At 55.7% G+C, this 16,442-nt stretch carries 17 protein-coding genes; 10 read left to right on the forward strand and 7 right to left on the reverse strand.

Annotation, left to right across the window (positions count from 1 at the left end):
* The 4 genes from AB8B75_RS16385 to ccmI form a co-directional block, all read right to left on the reverse strand.
* Positions 1-810: SPASM domain-containing protein (locus AB8B75_RS16385; protein ID WP_405363845.1), on the reverse strand; the 810-nt coding region annotated here is incomplete at its 3' end.
* Positions 811-957: 147 nt separating this feature from the next.
* Positions 958-1,188, reverse strand: a complete 231-nt coding sequence (locus AB8B75_RS16390; RefSeq protein WP_405363847.1) for a DUF1289 domain-containing protein — start codon at positions 1,186-1,188, stop codon at positions 958-960.
* A gap of 3 nt (positions 1,189-1,191) precedes the next feature.
* Positions 1,192-1,680, reverse strand: coding sequence for a Holliday junction resolvase RuvX (ruvX, locus tag AB8B75_RS16395; protein WP_405363848.1), 489 nt, complete (start codon positions 1,678-1,680; stop codon positions 1,192-1,194).
* On the reverse strand, positions 1,677-2,909 hold the full coding sequence (gene ccmI / locus AB8B75_RS16400; protein WP_405363849.1) for a c-type cytochrome biogenesis protein CcmI: 1,233 nt from the start codon (positions 2,907-2,909) through the stop codon (positions 1,677-1,679). Before ccmI ends, ruvX begins: the two co-directional genes overlap by 4 nt.
* Positions 2,910-3,130: 221 nt before the next feature.
* Between ccmI and AB8B75_RS16405 the strand changes: the two genes are divergently transcribed.
* Positions 3,131-4,375, forward strand: coding sequence for a sarcosine oxidase subunit beta family protein (locus tag AB8B75_RS16405; RefSeq protein ID WP_405363851.1), 1,245 nt, complete (start codon positions 3,131-3,133; stop codon positions 4,373-4,375).
* A 176-nt stretch (positions 4,376-4,551) separates the two neighbouring features.
* Here the strand turns inward: AB8B75_RS16405 and AB8B75_RS16410 are convergent, their stop codons facing one another.
* Positions 4,552-4,743: a hypothetical protein gene (locus tag AB8B75_RS16410; RefSeq protein WP_405363853.1), complete on the reverse strand. Its 192-nt coding sequence runs from the start codon at positions 4,741-4,743 to the stop codon at positions 4,552-4,554.
* A 275-nt stretch (positions 4,744-5,018) separates the two neighbouring features.
* Between AB8B75_RS16410 and AB8B75_RS16415 the strand changes: the two genes are divergently transcribed.
* From AB8B75_RS16415 to rarD, 7 genes are all read left to right on the forward strand, one after another.
* The gene (locus tag AB8B75_RS16415) at positions 5,019-5,216 is read left to right on the forward strand and encodes a hypothetical protein (protein ID WP_405363854.1); all 198 of its coding nucleotides are present in this window, start codon (positions 5,019-5,021) and stop codon (positions 5,214-5,216) included.
* 90 nt (positions 5,217-5,306) lie between these two features.
* Positions 5,307-5,636, forward strand: a complete 330-nt coding sequence (locus AB8B75_RS16420) for a sarcosine oxidase subunit delta (RefSeq protein ID WP_405363856.1) — start codon at positions 5,307-5,309, stop codon at positions 5,634-5,636.
* Positions 5,637-5,715: 79 nt separating this feature from the next.
* Positions 5,716-8,730 carry a sarcosine oxidase subunit alpha family protein gene (locus AB8B75_RS16425; protein WP_405363858.1) on the forward strand — a complete coding sequence of 1,005 codons (3,015 nt, stop codon included), beginning with the start codon at positions 5,716-5,718 and terminating at the stop codon, positions 8,728-8,730.
* Positions 8,723-9,292: a sarcosine oxidase subunit gamma gene (locus AB8B75_RS16430; protein ID WP_405363859.1), complete on the forward strand. Its 570-nt coding sequence runs from the start codon at positions 8,723-8,725 to the stop codon at positions 9,290-9,292. Before AB8B75_RS16425 ends, AB8B75_RS16430 begins: the two co-directional genes overlap by 8 nt.
* 106 nt (positions 9,293-9,398) lie before the next feature.
* The gene (locus tag AB8B75_RS16435) at positions 9,399-9,929 is read left to right on the forward strand and encodes a hypothetical protein (protein ID WP_405363861.1); all 531 of its coding nucleotides are present in this window, start codon (positions 9,399-9,401) and stop codon (positions 9,927-9,929) included.
* 97 nt (positions 9,930-10,026) lie between these two features.
* Positions 10,027-10,626, forward strand: coding sequence for a superoxide dismutase (locus AB8B75_RS16440; protein WP_405363862.1), 600 nt, complete (start codon positions 10,027-10,029; stop codon positions 10,624-10,626).
* A gap of 105 nt (positions 10,627-10,731) precedes the next feature.
* Positions 10,732-11,652, forward strand: a complete 921-nt coding sequence (gene rarD, locus AB8B75_RS16445) for an EamA family transporter RarD (protein ID WP_405363863.1) — start codon at positions 10,732-10,734, stop codon at positions 11,650-11,652.
* On the opposite strand, the gene AB8B75_RS16450 is transcribed toward rarD, so the two are convergent.
* Positions 11,592-12,143 (reverse strand): TIGR00730 family Rossman fold protein, encoded by a 552-nt coding sequence (locus AB8B75_RS16450; RefSeq protein ID WP_405363865.1) that lies wholly within the window; start codon positions 12,141-12,143, stop codon positions 11,592-11,594. The genes rarD and AB8B75_RS16450 overlap by 61 nt on opposite strands.
* A 136-nt stretch (positions 12,144-12,279) precedes the next feature.
* On the opposite strand from AB8B75_RS16450, the gene AB8B75_RS16455 reads away from it, so the two are divergent.
* Together AB8B75_RS16455 and AB8B75_RS16460 are read left to right on the forward strand one after the other, a co-directional pair.
* On the forward strand, positions 12,280-13,758 hold the full coding sequence (locus AB8B75_RS16455; protein WP_405363978.1) for a LysM peptidoglycan-binding domain-containing protein: 1,479 nt from the start codon (positions 12,280-12,282) through the stop codon (positions 13,756-13,758).
* 239 nt (positions 13,759-13,997) lie between these two features.
* On the forward strand, positions 13,998-15,851 hold the full coding sequence (locus AB8B75_RS16460) for an ABCB family ABC transporter ATP-binding protein/permease (protein WP_405363867.1): 1,854 nt from the start codon (positions 13,998-14,000) through the stop codon (positions 15,849-15,851).
* A 49-nt stretch (positions 15,852-15,900) separates the two neighbouring features.
* Here the strand turns inward: AB8B75_RS16460 and AB8B75_RS16465 are convergent, their stop codons facing one another.
* Positions 15,901-16,359 carry a DUF302 domain-containing protein gene (locus tag AB8B75_RS16465; protein ID WP_405363869.1) on the reverse strand — a complete coding sequence of 153 codons (459 nt, stop codon included), beginning with the start codon at positions 16,357-16,359 and terminating at the stop codon, positions 15,901-15,903.
* Positions 16,360-16,442: the final 83 nt, after the last annotated feature.

The following is a 16,442-nucleotide window of genomic DNA, read 5'->3' on the forward strand; positions in this document are numbered from 1 at the left end:
GTTGAGCTTGTCGCTCTCTTTATGTGGTAGGTTGATCAGTTTGGTCCGGCAACTGGGGCAGGAAATGTTGCACGAACGATCGTGCGACAGTATCACCCGTTCAGGCCCTTGCTCCATGCGCTCGTCGCGGCGTGGCGCATCCGCTTTGCGCTGTTGCAATCTGCGACCCGCGATGGATGGGCAATGCCACCGGCTGCAATGCGTGTAGTCTCCATCTTGTACGGAACGACGGATCTCACGCGCGCGCTCGGAATTCCAAAAGCCATCTTTGTCTGAAGTTTCCAGTCGCCCAATTGGTACGGGTTGCCAGGCAGAACAACAGAAGTGCACCTGCCCGTTGGTTCGCGTTTCAATCTCGCGAAACGGTGCATTGCACATCCGCGTTTTCAACCAGCGGTCGGTTTCTGTCTCAAGCCCAGACGAGTGCTCCAGGGCCGCGTCAATCAGGCGCTGCGCCAGGAGATCATGGTGATCGCGACCAACAACTTCGCGCCCAAGTATCTCAGTGGCATCCCAATCGTTCAGTTCCAATCCTAGCCAGGCTGCCGTAAGAAGCACAACCATCTTCTGGTCCGTCCTGCATTCAAGAGTCCAAGAAATGAAATCCGATTGCACGTCTGACGAGTGCGTTTGCATCACCCCGTTTTTGAGTTCTTCAACAAAATCCAGCGCGTTTGCATCTGGTCCATCTGCAAGCCTGCGTCGCCTTAAATACTGGGCTTCATGTTGCGACAAATAGGCGCTCAAAGACAGCGAAATCGCGTTCTCATCCTGGGGGAAATCGTTGTCGTATGAAAACGAAAGAGGCATGTTAGCGCTATACTTCCAGTTGCAAGGCGTCATGGGTTTGACGCGTAAAAAAGCTTTAAAACGAGGGTTTTACGCTCGCGCCGAATAGTATTTAGCTTTTTAGGAACATTATCAAGCACGGTTGGGAAAAGTGCTTAATGCAGCGATTTAGCGCCCAAGACGTGCTGCGCGTCCACCGCGTCTTTTGGTGATTTTGCCTGTACGCGACGGTAGCTCACCCATTACGATGCGGCGCGCCTCAGGCGTCATCTTGGACCATTGGGTGATCTCATCGATAGACCGCAGACATCCGGTGCACAGCCGAGCCTCAGGATGGATGACGCATATCTTGATGCAGGGGCTTTCCACTTCGTCGCGACGCCAGATGTCATCGGTCATTGTCTATCCTTCGGCTTTCGCGCGGATCACATGTATCCGGTCCAGCGCTCCTTGCAAGATATATCCCGCGGCCACATGATCAATAACCTCCGCGCGACGTTTTCGCGACGTATCCGCCTCCAACAAGGCGCGTTCAGCGGCAACAGTGGACAAGCGTTCGTCCCAAAACGTGAGAGGAATGTCCAAGCCCGCAACCTGTGCCAGATTGCGCGCAAACGCGCGGGTTGACTGGCATCGCGGACCTTCCGAGCCATCCATGTTGCGCGGCAACCCCAGAACCAGACCTCCGATGCGCCGCGCCGTGACAATCTCAGCCAAACGTGCGGCATCGAGTGTGAACTTGCGGCGTCTTATGGTTTCAAGCGGGGTTGCCACGGATTGAAACGTATCCGAAACGGCAACGCCAATGGTGGTAGTGCCCAGATCAAGCCCCGCGATACTCTGCATTGGGGGCAAGGCTTTGACAAATTCACCAGTATCTTCGAAGATCATTCGGCGACCTGAGCCCGCTGCCCGGCGCGCAGCAACAAATCGAGAGCGCGGGTGTCCTCGGCAAAAACCTCAATGGCGTTTTCATAGACCGCACGGGCTTGGCCGGTGCGCCCCAAAACCCCCAGTGCTCCGATTAACTGCGCCCATTCGTCCACAGGGCCGCCTTCTGTCGCGAGACGCTCAGACAGGCCACCGACCATGCCTTCGATCATCTCCATGCGCTGGGCCGGGGTCATATCGCCAGCGGCGTCAATGTCAGCTGCGCTTGGACCTCGACCGGCGCCAATGTCGGGGATCTGGTATGTGACACCAGCACGAAAGGCCATGTCTTCGATTTGCGCCAGTATTGGGCTGATCCACGGCGCGTCTTCCGGGCCTTCGCGCAACAAGCTGTCCCACATGCGAAAGGCCGTATCGGGGCGACCGGTCTGGGCCAACATCAAGCCCATATAGTAGCGCGCCGTGCCGTTGGTCTGGTCAAAACTTAGAGCCGTGCGCAGCGCTGCTTCTGCCTCTGGCGAAACATATCCACCCGCTGCCAATACCAGCATATCCGCATAATTTATGTAGTCTTCCAGTCCCGCGGCCTCGCCTCTGATCCGAAGCACCTGGCTTTGAGCACGCGCGGCGGCGCGGAAATTCCCAAGATTGGCTTCGTTCTGCGCCAACAGGATGTTGCCTTGCAGATCATTGGGTCGGGCCGCGACTGTCTCGCGCAATTGCGCAACCAATGCCACGTAGTCCGGGCTGGCGTTCTCAGGTGGACTAGGTTCTGGCAAGCTGGCCTCGGCGGCTTCCTGGCTGGGGCGGTCTGCGCGCGCGGTTTCCGCCATCTCGATCCGTTCCGCCAGGGCCAGATCACCGTAGCCAGGAGCGCCCAACTGAAGATAAATCGCAAAACTACCGCCGAGCATCACGAGAGCAATAATGCCAGCGACCAATTTGGGCGCGCCCTTGTCGGCATCAAGCGCCACTTGGTCATCCTGAAGCGCTGCATCCGCTGCCAGGATCCGGCGTGAAACCTCAGCCCGCACACGATCTGCATCCGCTTCACTTACCACACCACGCGCCAGATCTTTTTCGACTTCGCGCAATTGGTCCCGGTAGACTCGCAAATCGTAAGCAGCGGCTGGCTCTGCCGTTCGGTTGCGGGGCGCACGCAGACCCAACGCCAGCAACAGCGTAACCGTCAGTGCAAGGACACCGGCAGTGATCCAGAAAAACGTCATTTGTAATCGCTCCTTGGCAAATGCATGTAATGATGAATGCGCCCATACAAAAGGGTCAAATGATCACGGTCTCGCGTCCCCTTGACGGAATTGCCGTCGGTGTCGCAAACTTGCCAGAAAGCGACGCGCTCGGTATCCACTTTTCCCAGTAGTCAAGCAGAACAGTGAGAGCCGGATCTCATGTGCGAATCCGGTGTGTGTCATCTTGGGGTGGTCGGGCCATGAAACGTTATTCTGTCTTTGCCGTTGCGCGCGAAGCCGCGCGTTACCACACCGGTTGGGAACGCGCCTGGCGCAACGCCGCGCCAAAGGCAAACTACGACGTGATCATCATCGGGGCAGGCGGGCACGGTTTGGCAACGGCCTATCACTTGGGCAAGCGGTTCGGCATCAAGAATGTCGCGATTTTGGAAAAAGGCTGGCTGGGCGGCGGTAATACCGGCCGCAATACCACGATCATCCGGTCAAACTATCTGCAGGACCCTTCTGCGGCCCTCTATGAAAAATCCCGGTCGCTCTATGAGACCATGTCGCAGGATCTAAACTACAATGTCATGTTCAGCCCGCGTGGCGTGATCATGCTGGCGCAGACCCATCATGAGGTGCGCGGCTACCTGCGTACAGCCCATGCTAACGCGCTGCAGGGCGTGAAGACGGAATTCATCACGCCGACGCGGGTGAAAGAACTGGTTCCGATCATCAATATTGACGGGCCGCGCTATCCGGTTATGGGCGGGTTGTGGCAGGCGCGCGGCGGCACGGCGCGCCACGACGCCGTGGCTTGGGGCTATGCGCGGGCATGCTCTGACATGGGTATGGATGTAATTCAGCAATGTGCAGTTACGGCGATCCGTCGCGAAGGCGGCAAGGTCATTGGCGTTGATACAACCAAAGGCGCCATTGATTGTAACAAACTCGGCATCGTGGTCGCAGGCAATTCTGGCCATGTGGCGGGCCTTGCAGGGTTTCGCTTGCCCATCGAATCCGTCGCCTTGCAGGCTCTTGTGTCAGAGCCGATCAAACCCTGTATGGACGTTGTCGTGATGGCGAACACGGTGCATGGCTACATGAGCCAGTCTGACAAGGGCGAGATGGTCATCGGGGGGGGGACCGATGGATACAACAACTACACCCAACGTGGCTCATTCCATCACATCGAGGAAACCGTTCGTGCATTGGTGGAAACATTCCCAATGGTCAGCCGGCTCAAGATGCTGCGACAATGGGGCGGGATCGTTGACATCACCGGAGACCGGTCGCCGATCCTGTCAAAAACACCGGTCGAAAACGTGTTTATCAATTGTGGTTGGGGCACGGGCGGCTTCAAGGCCACACCTGGTTCTGGCTGGGCCATGGCGGAACTGATGGCCAAGGGGCATGGGCCTTTGACAGATGCTTTCGGTCTGGAACGATTCCGCGAAGGCCGCTTTATCGACGAAAGCGTGGCCGCGGGGGTGGCACACTGATGGCTTTTGCAACTCTTTCAACTGCCGCAACCATTCCGCGGTTGGACACAGCAGAAGCTAAGGCCGAGACAAAGGTGGCCGCTTCGGGTCGCTGGAGAAGCGCTTGTGATGCCAAGCGCAATCGTAAAGGGGTGGATCAGAGGCACAGAGGAAACGAAACGGGCCTTGGCGATCACTTATTCACTGGATTTAGTTTTGTTTCCTTCGCCTGCCGCAGAGCCAAACGCTATCAGGTTGCTTACATCAACTTCGCGTCCACCGCGTGCCGCCTTACGCGCGGCAATGCCGCGTCTTTCGACGACCAGCATGACCAGTGCTGCAACTGCAATCAATCCAAAGACCAAAACGGCCATCATTTCCTTGCTCATTCCAGATCCTCCATCACCTTTGTAACTGACAGTTTAACTGAGAATTATTTGGATGGCGACGCTGAAGTAAACACAAACAAACCTCGTGCGCCGTTGCACAATTGTTCAAACCACGTCCCAATCAAGACCGTTGAAAGTCCCCTTTCGGCGCATTTTGGCCGCCCTGCTTCGGCGCGTCCGGCTTGCAGGCGCCGATATTTGCCGGGGATTTCCGCCGATATTGCGATGCAGGATCAACAGGCGAAGATGGTCTCCCGTAACAAGGAGACTCAACCATGGCTGACTATACGACCCACAGTGACGGCGTCAGTGGTAAAGGCATCTTTATCGCGCTTTTGGTTATCGGCGCGTTTGTCTTCCTGCTGGCGGTGCTTGGCACTGGCACCGTCCCAACTGACCCTGATGCAGCTGCTGAACCTGCGGCCGTTGCGCCTGCAGCCCCTGCGGATACAGCACCGGCCGTCGTCGAATAACACCCACTTGAATAAGCGGACCGCATCAGGCGGGCGTCTTGAGACGCCCGCCTTTTTGCCATGCCGTCTGCGGATTGCCGGAGCAATGCCATGTTGACCCTGACCTGCCCTGTTTGCGGCGTAACTGCAGAAGAAACCGAATTTCACGGCGGCGGCCAAGCTCATTTGACGCGTTTTGGCCCGGGCGCTTCGGAGGATGATTTCGAAGCCTATCTGTTCATGCGTGAAAACCCGCGCGGTGTTCATTTTGAGCGCTGGCGACATGTCTACGGCTGTGGAAAGTGGTTTCACGCGGCCCGTTGCACGACCACATTGCAGGTTTTTGGCACATATCCCGCCCAGACCGTCGAACCGCCAAAGGAACTCTGTGATCAGATCAGCGCCGAGCGCCCCGGTTGGTCGTGGGGGGATTTCAAATGAAGCACTCCCTAATTAGACTCGGTTCTGTGGTGTCCAACCAGAGTGTTGCGCAATCTCTCCCGACTTTGAGGTTAGATCTATGAGCACCCGTCTGGCTGCAGGTGGTCGCCTGCTGAACAAGAAAAAGGCCCTGGCGTTCCGCTTCAACGACAAGCAAATGAGCGGTTTTGAAGGCGACACTTTAGCTTCTGCACTCTTGGCCAATGATCAGATGCTGGTGGGACGTTCGTTCAAGTACCATCGTCCGCGCGGTGTGGTTGCGTCTGGTGCCGAAGAACCCAACGGACTTGTCAATCTGGGTGAAGAGGGAAGATTTGAACCAAACCAACGGGTCACCACGACGGAACTTTTTGACGGTTTGATTGCAACTAGTCAAAATCATTGGCCCAACCTTGAATTTGACGTGGGCGCGATCAATGCGCGCCTCAGCCGGTTTTTGCCCGCGGGTTTTTACTACAAGATGTTCATACATCCACGCCCTCTGTGGAAACACGTTTATGAGCCGATCATTCGCCAGTCGGCGGGATTGGGCCGCGCGCCGAAAGCGCGTGATGTCGATACCTACGAGCATTTTTACTTTTTCTGCGACGTGATGGTCATCGGCGGCGGCGTTGCAGGCTTGCAAGCCGCAAAAACCGCAGCGCTGTCTGGCGCCAAAGTCTTGCTGATCGAGCAAACCGCGCATTGGGGCGGTCGCGCGCCGGTTGATGGCGGTTCGGTTGATGGCGCTCCTGTGGAGAACTTTGTGGAGCAAATCGTGGCAGAGCTTGATGCGATGCCGAATGTGACGATGCGCAACCGGATGATGGGCGCCGGTGTGTACGACCATGGCTATGTTCTGGGATATGAACAACTGCGCGATCACGCGCCCGAAGAACCCGGACCCCGGCAGCGGCTGTGGCGCATTCGTGCAGGCCATATTGTGACCGCTACAGGTGCGATTGAGCGGCCTTTGTCCTTTGCTGGCAACGATATTCCCGGTGTGATGCTAGCCTCCGCCCTGCGCGACTATTTGGTCAATTACGGGGTCTCGGCAGGTGATCGAACGGTGGTCGTCACCAACAATGATGATGCTTACCTTACGGCATTTGCCCTAAAAAACGCAGGCCTCACGGTGCCCGCGATTCTTGATGCCCGCGTTTTGAGTGAAGAAAGCCCGGCGATGTCAGAAGCCAAGGCACTCGGCATACGGGTTTTGATGGGGCATGCCGTCGCGAAAGTAAGCGGTGGCAAACGTGTCACGGGCCTCTCGATCTGCAGTCAGGCGGGTGAAGGGGCGGTTCTAGAGGACATTGCATGTGATGCCGTAGCCATGTCTGGAGGGTGGTCTCCTGTTGCGCACTTATGGTCGCACTGCGGAGGGAAGCTGCTTTGGGACGAAGCACAAGCGCACTTTCGCCCGGATGTGGACAAAGCGCCGGCGGGAGCTGACGGAAAGCCGTTTGTGACAGCCGCCGGTGCTGCAAATGGTGCGATGCGTCTGGGAAATGTGTTGGGTGATGGCGAGCAGGCGGGAATACTTGCCGCTTCAGCGGCAGGTTTCAAGGTCGAGCAGAGGTCATCCCTTGTTGTCGAAAGCGTCGAGGAAGCAGAGATGCAACCTGTATGGCTGATGCCGCAAGGTGCCAATATTGCACTGCGCAGCAAGGCCTGGCTCGACTTCCAGAATGATGTCAAGGTATCAGACGTGCAATTGGCCGCACAAGAGGGTTTTGAAAGCGTCGAACATGCAAAGCGTTACACGACGCTGGGCATGGCCACGGACCAAGGCAAGCTTAGTAACATCAACGGTCTGGCGACGCTGGCCGGCTCGCTCAATACGACAATCCCTGACGTTGGCACGACGACCTTTCGCCCGCCCTATACACCGATTTCCATGGGATCCATCGGGGGTGAAGCCCGGGGTGACATTTTCCAACCTGTTCGACGCACGCCCATGCATGACTGGCATGACGCACATGGGGCAGAATGGGAACCCGTTGGCCACTGGCGCCGCCCCTATACCTATCGCCAAGCGGGTGAAACAGTGAACGATTCGGTGATGCGCGAAACCAAAAACACCCGTGAAAACCTGGGGCTTTTGGATGCGTCGACCCTCGGCAAACTGGTGGTCAAGGGGCCGGATGCGGGCAAATTTCTCGACATGCTCTACACCAATATGATGTCGACACTGCGACCGGGGAAATGTCGCTATGGGTTGATGTGTTCCGAAAACGGCTTTTTGATTGATGACGGCGTTGTTGCGCGGATCGATGAGGATACCTTTTTGTGCCACACCACAACGGGGGGCGCTGAACGTATCCACGGTCATATGGAAGAATGGCTGCAAACCGAATGGTGGGACTGGAAGGTCTATGTTGCAAATGTCACGGAGCAATATGCCCAGATTGGAGTCGTTGGCCCGAGTGCGCGCAAAGCCCTGGAAAAACTGGGCGGAATGGATGTGTCCAAGGAGAGCTTGGGCTTTATGGAATGGGCCGATGGGTCGTTGGGTGGCTACAAGTGCCGGGTATATCGCATCTCATTTTCCGGTGAACTGAGTTATGAGATCGCAGTGGACGCCGGACACGGGCAGGCCTTTTGGGAGGCACTGATGGACGTGGGGGCCGATCTGGGCGTCATGCCTTACGGCACCGAGGCGCTTCATATCCTGCGCGCTGAGAAGGGCTTTATCATGATCGGTGATGAGACCGATGGCACTGTGATCCCGCAGGATTTGGGGTTGCATTGGGCGCTTTCGAAAAAGAAAGAGGATTATCTGGGAAAACGGGCCCAGGAACGTTCTCATATGACCGATCCGAAGCGGTGGAAACTGGTCGGACTGGAAACACTGTCGGGCGCGGTGCTGCCTGATGGTGCCTATGCGGTGGGTACAGGCGAAAACGCAAATGGTCAGAAAAACATGATCGGGCGTGTGACTTCGAGCTACTACTCGCCAAATCTTGGCAAGGGCATCGCCATGGGGCTTGTGCTAAATGGGCCTGACCGCATGGGCGAAGTTCTCGAGTTCCCTGGCACCGAAGGGGCGACATTCAAGGCACGCATTGTCGATCCTGTTTTTTATGACAAGGAAGGGGAAAAGGGCAATGTCTGACCCTGTAACCGCACTTGGCGGAGCGGCCGACCATGCTGGTATCGCTTCAATTTCAGAGGTCCCGTTGCAAGGTATGATCACCCTGCGCGGCGATGTGTCATCCGAGGCGGTCAAGGACGCGGCGAAAGCAGTGGCACAGGTTGAAATGCCCGGACGAGGTGAGGCGCATTGCGAGAACAACCGGGGTATTCTCTGGATGAGTCCGGATGAACTTTTGGTGCTATGCCCTTACGAAACGGCACTTTCTAGCCTTGAAGTGATGACAAAGAAGCTCGGGAAAGCCTATGCGCTAGCGGTTAACGTCTCAGATGCGCGCGCCTCGTTTCAGGTGAGCGGCCCTTTCGGGCGCGAAGTCCTGGCAAAGCTTTGTCCGGTTGATCTATCGCCTCAAGCTTTCAAACCGGGCATGTGTCGCCGCACGCGCTTGGCGCAGGTTGCTGCCGCTTTTTGGATGCCCGCGCCGGACAAGTTTCAAATCATTTGTTTCCGAAGTCAGGCACAATATGTTTTTGACGTGCTCATTGTCGCGGCCCAACCACATTCTGAAGTGAAATGTTACTAAGCTTATGTAATTTAATATTGAATTGATCGACATCTTTCTGGCATCCATCTGGGGTGTTCTCGTGTTGTTCGTGGCGCTTGTTTGGTAATCATGTTCAGAGGTTAAAATGTCAGTCCATCAAAAGAAGAACTTCATCACTGCTTTGTCGGCCCATGCCGGTCATTTTTTTAAATCCGTCTCTTTCGTTCGGTTGTCCGAAGATGGGCCTGTCATGACAGGGCGGTTGAAACGCTTGGCACTTGCAGCCGTTTACACCGTTTTTGCCTCTGCGGCTTCTGCTCAGGGTGTTTTGTACGACTGCGACGTCACTGAGAAAAAGAAAAACCTAGGTTGGATCTCGAACAAGGTTGCGATTGTGGTTGCCGAAGACGGTCAGGCGTCAGTGAGCGATAGCGTCATTCTGTACTTCGCGAAGCGCCCGATGGCCGCGCAAGTCGATCGCAACAACGCGAAAAAACTTAACGTCAGTTGGACGCTCAAAAATGTCGTCAACGCTGCAAATCAAGTGACACCATACTTTGACTACACTGCGCAAATCAACAAACGGAACATGCGTTTTTCAATCTATGCCCAGCCAGAAAACTACCCAAATCGTTTTTCGGGCAAGGGTTCATGTACCCTGCGCACCGGAAAATAGGCCATTCCGGCTTTTTTAGAGGGGTTAACACTTGAACTCAGTCGCAGGTGCGCTTCATGTGCGGTATACCCAACTGAAATAAAAAAGGGGGCCCAACATGGCTTTTTCACTTCCTGATCTTCCTTACGCACACGATGCGCTTGCTGCCAAGGGCATGTCCGCAGAGACGATGGAATACCACCATGATCTGCATCACAACGCTTATGTGACAAATGGCAACAAGGCGATCGAAGGTACCGAGTGGGAGGGTAAATCTCTCGAAGAGATCATCAAGGGCACCTATGACAGTGCTGCCGTTGCGCAAAATGGGATCTTCAACAACATCAGTCAGCTTTGGAACCACAACCAGTTCTGGGAGATGATGGGGCCAGGCGAAAGCGCGATGCCGGGTGAGTTGGAGAAAGCTATTGTGGAGGGCTTTGGCTCGGTCGACACTTTCAAGGCAGATTTCTCTGCGGCAGGCGCGGGTCAGTTTGGCTCAGGCTGGGCGTGGCTGGTCAAGGATACAGACGGAAGCCTGAAAGTGACAAAGACGGAAAACGGGGTGAACCCGGTCTGCTTTGGTCAAACCGCCTTGCTGGGCTGTGATGTGTGGGAGCATTCCTACTACATCGACTTCCGCAACAAACGGCCAGCATATCTGGAGAACTTCCTTAACAATCTGGTAAATTGGGAAAACGTCGCGTCGCGTATGTAACTCCACTGGATATTTTTGACACAAGGCCCTGCCACGCGGCGGGGCCTTTTTGCTTGGCAATTTTGGGCTTTGGGATCACAACCGATCTTGAAACGGAGCACGGGAATGGCGAACGGACTGACCCAGGGCGTGGCAGCGATGGTGGCCGCTTGTAGCATCTGGGGGCTTTCCCCGATGTATTACAAGTTGCTTTCGCATATCCCCGCAATAGACTTGCTGTCGCACCGTATGATCTGGTCCTTGGTGTTCTTTGGTCTTGTTCTGGGTCTGCAGGGCAGGTTGCGTGAGGTCGCTCATTCCTTCAGCGGACCAAGCGCTTTCGGGCGTGTCGCTTTAGCCTCGCTGATGATCGCATCAAATTGGACTTTGTTCATCTGGTCCGTTCAAACCGGTCACACAACCCAATCTTCACTGGGTTACTATATCTACCCTCTGGTCGCGGTTGTCATTGGTCGTCTGGTCTTTGGCGAAAGATTGCACAAGATCCAATGGGCGTGCGTCGGTCTGGCGGCCATCGCGGTCTGCGTACTGACTTTCGGGTTGGGCACGGCACCATGGATCGCCGTGGTTTTGGCACTGACTTTCGGGTTCTATGGGTTGTTCAAAAAGCAATTGAACGTCGGGCCCGTTGTATCTGTGACTGCCGAAGTTCTGCTTTTGGCCCCTTTTGCTGTGGTCATATTGTTACAATCCTATCACAAAGGAGTTCCCGTTTTTGGCGAAGATGTGCAAACTCTGACCTTGCTTGTTTTGGCGGGTCCCATAACAGCCGTACCGTTGATCCTGTTCAGCTTTGCTGCGCGCAGGCTCGCGATGACAACGCTCGGTCTTTTGCAATACATCAATCCGACATTGCAATTTGCCTGCGCTGTTTTCGTTTTTTCGGAACCGTTTGGGGCGTGGCACCTGATTGCTTTCGTGTTGATCTGGTGTGCCTTGGGTCTGTATTCTCTTACCGCTTTGCGTCAGGACAAGCTGCGGCGCAAAGCAGACCGCGCAGCCTCGCTGTCGGGCACAACATTATAGTAATCATGCAATGTTTCATCCGCAAATCCCTGTTCGGTGACATGCTTCAATAAGGCGATCAGAGGATTCCAGTACCCTTTTGTATTCACAAGGAAAACAGGCTTTTGATGCAAGCCCAATTGACGCCAGGTCAGAACCTCGAACAGTTCGTCAAGCGAACCCGCACCACCCGGCAGGACCACAACCGCATCGCAGTTCATGAACATGACTTTCTTGCGTTCATGCATGGTTTCCGTGACAACGTAGGATGTGAGATCTGTCTTGCCGACTTCCCAGGCAACAAGATGCTGCGGGATCACTCCAAAGGTTTCGGCGCCGGCTTCTTGTGCACGACGCGCTGCAGCTCCCATCAGGCCCACGTCGCCGGCACCGTAAACCAATCGCCACCCTTCTTGAGCCAGCGCGGTTCCCATGGCTTCGGCTTCTTCCATATACGCGGGGTCTGCTCCGGGGCGCGAACCACAATAAACGCAGACGGATTTAGGTCTCATATGGTCTTCTCTTGCTGTTGTTATTAAAGGAAATGTGACAAGGCTGCTTTTGACCGGTGATAGAGCAGTTGATATGAAGGCTCAACGCCCATCGCACCTTGCGGGATTGGCGTTTTGACGGAAAGAAGAAGTGAGTATGCGCGAAGACGGGGCTGCCACCAAACCCGGTGGCACTGGACTGCTGACCGCTGGCCTTGTTCTGGCCGGCGTTATCGCGGCCGGGCTCTATATGAGCTTCGGGTCTGAAAACGCGCCAAGCGAAGAAGAATTGGCCGTTGTTGTAGCTCCAGAAACAGCAACTCCTTCAACTGTAGACTCCACATCGGAGCCCGTTGAAGAGGCTATTGAAGAAGCCACACCGCGCCCGGAAGAACAGCCTGAAGTTGTGGAAGATACAGAAGCAGTCGATATTGCACCCAGCATTGATGAAGTGCGGTTAGAGGATGATGGCCTGACGGTGATTGCTGGGCGTGCTGCACCCGGTGCCGCCGTGACTGTGCTGGTTGACGGCGCAGAGGTCGCCAGGGCGACGGCGGATGGGCGCGGTGCATTCGCGACGGTTGTGTTGGTGGCACCCAGTTCTGCGGCGCGGGTCTTGACTTTACAGTCGGATCACGAGGGCGGTACGGTCGGATCCGCAGAAGACGTAATCCTTGCCCCATTGCAAGCACCCGAGTCCAAGACAGAAGAGGTTGCATCAAGCGAGACCAGCTCTGCAACGGAAACCCAAAGGCAAATAAACCAAGGGGAGCCTGCATCGACGGACCCCGACGAAGGGGAGCCTGAGTCAAAAGATCCCGAGGTCGCCGCAGACGTTGAAAATCCTCGCAGCCCTGTGAAAACACCAGACCCATCCGAGACCGACACCGTAGCGGCGCTTACACCTGAAGCCGTTGCGCCCGCGCCTCAGCCAGAAGCTCAGGCAACACAAGAACCGGTTGAAGCGACCACAAATGAAACGCAAAGTCAGGGGACGCCGACAGCAACGACTGCGGAAAAAGACCCCGAGATAACCACTACGCCTGGCGCCGCCACACAACAAACCCCGGAAACGGATACGACAGCGGAAGGCGTTGGAACTCAATCGGTTGCCGTACTTAAATCTACCGCCGAAGGTGTGGAGTTATTGCAGTCAGATGCGGCGCCAGCGGTAGACGTGGACATTGACACCATTGGATACAGCGATTTGGGGGATGTTCAATTGTCCGGTCGTGCCGTGCCGGGAAGTTTTGAAATTCGTGTCTACCTCGACAATCGTTTTGTCGCTTCCTTACCGGTCGAAACCGAAGGGGGGTGGCGCGGAACTGTACCGGATGTGGACGAGGGAATTTATACACTGCGCGTCGACCAGGTGAATACAGCCGGCGACGTGACCAGCCGCCTCGAAACACCATTCAAGCGCGAAGCACCTGCTGTTCTTGCCGAGGCGAGCGAGGATCAGGACGGTCCCGTCAGGGCGATCACAGTTCAGACAGGGGATACTCTTTGGGCAATCGCGCGCGAGCGCTACGGGGAAGGATTTCTCTACGTTCGGGTTTTTGAGGCAAATGTTGAATCCATACGTGACCCGGACCTGATTTACCCAGGGCAGGTTTTTGATCTACCGGTAGAGTAAGTTCGTGACCTTGACATTGACGGGCCCGGTGTTTGCCATCTTCTCCGCATACGGTCGACCTGTCCGCACCATGTTGGCATAACTCGGGAACATCCCGTTACCAAGGATTTCGCACGGATCGAAAAAACGACTCTGTTAATAGCCGTAATGCCAAGTGCCGCGCGCGATTTATACAAGCAAGACTGGCAATACCGAGGTGAGTGAATTAAGTAACGCTGCGAACGCAAGCAGGACCTTTCATGCCAGCCGATACCACAACGACAGCCGGCGCTGATGCGGCGCAGGGTTCTAAGCAGACGGATGCGGAAGAGCGTCGCTCGGGTCTGCGGACCATTCGAAAAGTGGCACCTTACCTCTGGCCCGCAGATATTGCCTGGGTTCGGCACAAGGTGCTTGGCGCAATGGCGCTATTGATCTTCTCTAAACTGATCTCCGTTACAACGCCGTTTTTTTACAAAGGCGCTGTTGACGCTCTGGCCGAAGAGGGCGTTCCGATGCTGGCACTTGGTGCCATAGGGTTGACCGTGGCTTACGGGATTGCGCGCCTGATGACGGTCGGCTTTCAACAACTGCGCGATGCGGTTTTTGCGCGTGTCGGTCAACGTGCGCTGCGTATGCTCGCATTGGAAACGTTCCAACATATCCACCAGCTTTCGATGCGCTACCACATCACCCGGAAAACCGGAGGCCTGAGTCGCATTATTGAACGCGGTGTAAAGGGCGTTGATTTCCTGTTACGCTTCTTGCTGTTTTCCATCGGCCCATTGATGCTTGAACTATTCATGGTTGGCATCATCCTCGCCGTCGTTTTTGATATCTCCTACCTGCTGATTGTGGCCGTTACGATTGGCTTGTACGTCTGGTTCACCTTTGCCGTCACCGAATGGCGCGTGAAGCTGCGCCGCGAAATGAATGACCAGGACACGGACGCTAATCAAAAGGCCATCGATAGCCTGTTGAATTACGAAACTGTCAAATATTTTGGCGCCGAAAACCGTGAGGCACGCCGATATGATAAGGCCATGGAAGGCTACGAGGCCGCCGCGATCAAGACCAGCTATAGCTTGGCTTTTCTGAATTTTGGACAATCCTTCCTGATTACGGCCGGTCTGATCGGCGTCATGATCTTGGCAGCAGTCGGTGTGCAAAATGGCACGTTGACCGTGGGCGATTTTGTCATGGTCAATGCCTATATGGTTCAGATCACGGTGCCGCTCAATTTTCTGGGCACAGTCTATCGCGAAATCCGCCAGGCGCTTGTCGACATGGGGGAGATGTTCGATCTGCTGGAGCAACCGAAGGAGGTCACAGACAAAACAGACGCCAAAGATCTGGACGTAAACGGTGGCCGCATCGAACTGGATCAGGTGCGCTTTGGGTATGATAAAGAACGGGAAATTCTAAAAGGAGTTTCCATCACAGCTGAGCCGGGCGAAATGGTCGCCATTGTCGGATCGACAGGTTCAGGGAAATCAACAATAGGGCGTTTGCTGTTCCGTTTTTATGACGTCGGCGATGGGGCGCTGCGTATCGATGGTCAAGACGTCCGCGACGTTACGCAAAACAGCCTGCACGCGGCCATCGGCGTGGTCCCACAAGATACCGTACTGTTTAACGACACCATAGGGTACAACATTGGTTATGGGCGTGACGGCGCGACGCAGGAAGAGATCGAAACCGCTGCGAAAGCCGCGCAAATCCATGAGTTCATCGAAAGGTTGCCTGACGGCTATGACACCGCCGTAGGAGAACGCGGTTTGAAGTTGTCGGGCGGTGAGAAACAGCGGGTTGGCATTGCGCGGACGTTGTTGAAAGACCCGCCCATTTTGCTGCTTGACGAAGCAACCTCCGCACTGGATTCCGAAACCGAGCAGGACATCAAAGAAGCGCTCATGCGTGCTGGGCGCGGCCGCACCGTTTTGACCATCGCTCACAGGCTGTCGACCATTGCCGAGGCAGATCGGATCGTTGTGTTGGAGCAGGGGCAGGTTGTCGAGCAGGGCACGCATGACGCGCTGCTGGCCAGTGAAGGCCGCTACGCTCAACTTTGGCTGCGTCAGCAATCGGATGATGCGGCAGAAACAGCGGCCTGAATCCCATCTTGCCGAAGAGCCGGGTAAATGGGCTTCAGACGGCCTTTGGTTATTCGGTAGCGACGGCTTTTCCGGTCAGTTTGTTCAAAGCACCAGTCATTGTTTGCAGGTAAGGCGCTGAGGCATCTATCCCATGGGCGTCCGACAAGCTGGAGGGCGCGTGATAGACCACCACGGTCTCGCCGGCTTCGTTTTCATAGGCCAGCACACGCAGAGGTAAATCCAGGCCAGCGGTTTGGGCGTCTTGCATGGCCGGTGTTCCGATCTTTGGGTTGCCGAAGATCAAAAGTTGGGTCGGACGCAGCTCTGCGTCGATTTTTGCAGCCCCAGCCGCATGGTCAACGCGTGCAAACACGGTTGCACCTGCGCCTTGAACAGCCTGTTCAAGCCTGTCCATGGTGTCAGCAACCGAATGAGGGCTTGAGATCTGGATCATGTCGCCTGCCAGGGCCGGGGTCGAAAGGAGAGCCGTGCCAAGGGCAAGGCTGAGTGTCGTGGACCGTATCATGGTGCGCTCCTGCTGGATGTGTTTCACGCCACACTACTAGCAAATTAGCGCGGAGGCGCACATCACAACGCTGTGTAATTTTA

The sequence above is a fragment of the Roseobacter sp. genome, assembly GCF_045106495.1.
GTDB lineage: Bacteria > Pseudomonadota > Alphaproteobacteria > Rhodobacterales > Rhodobacteraceae > Roseobacter.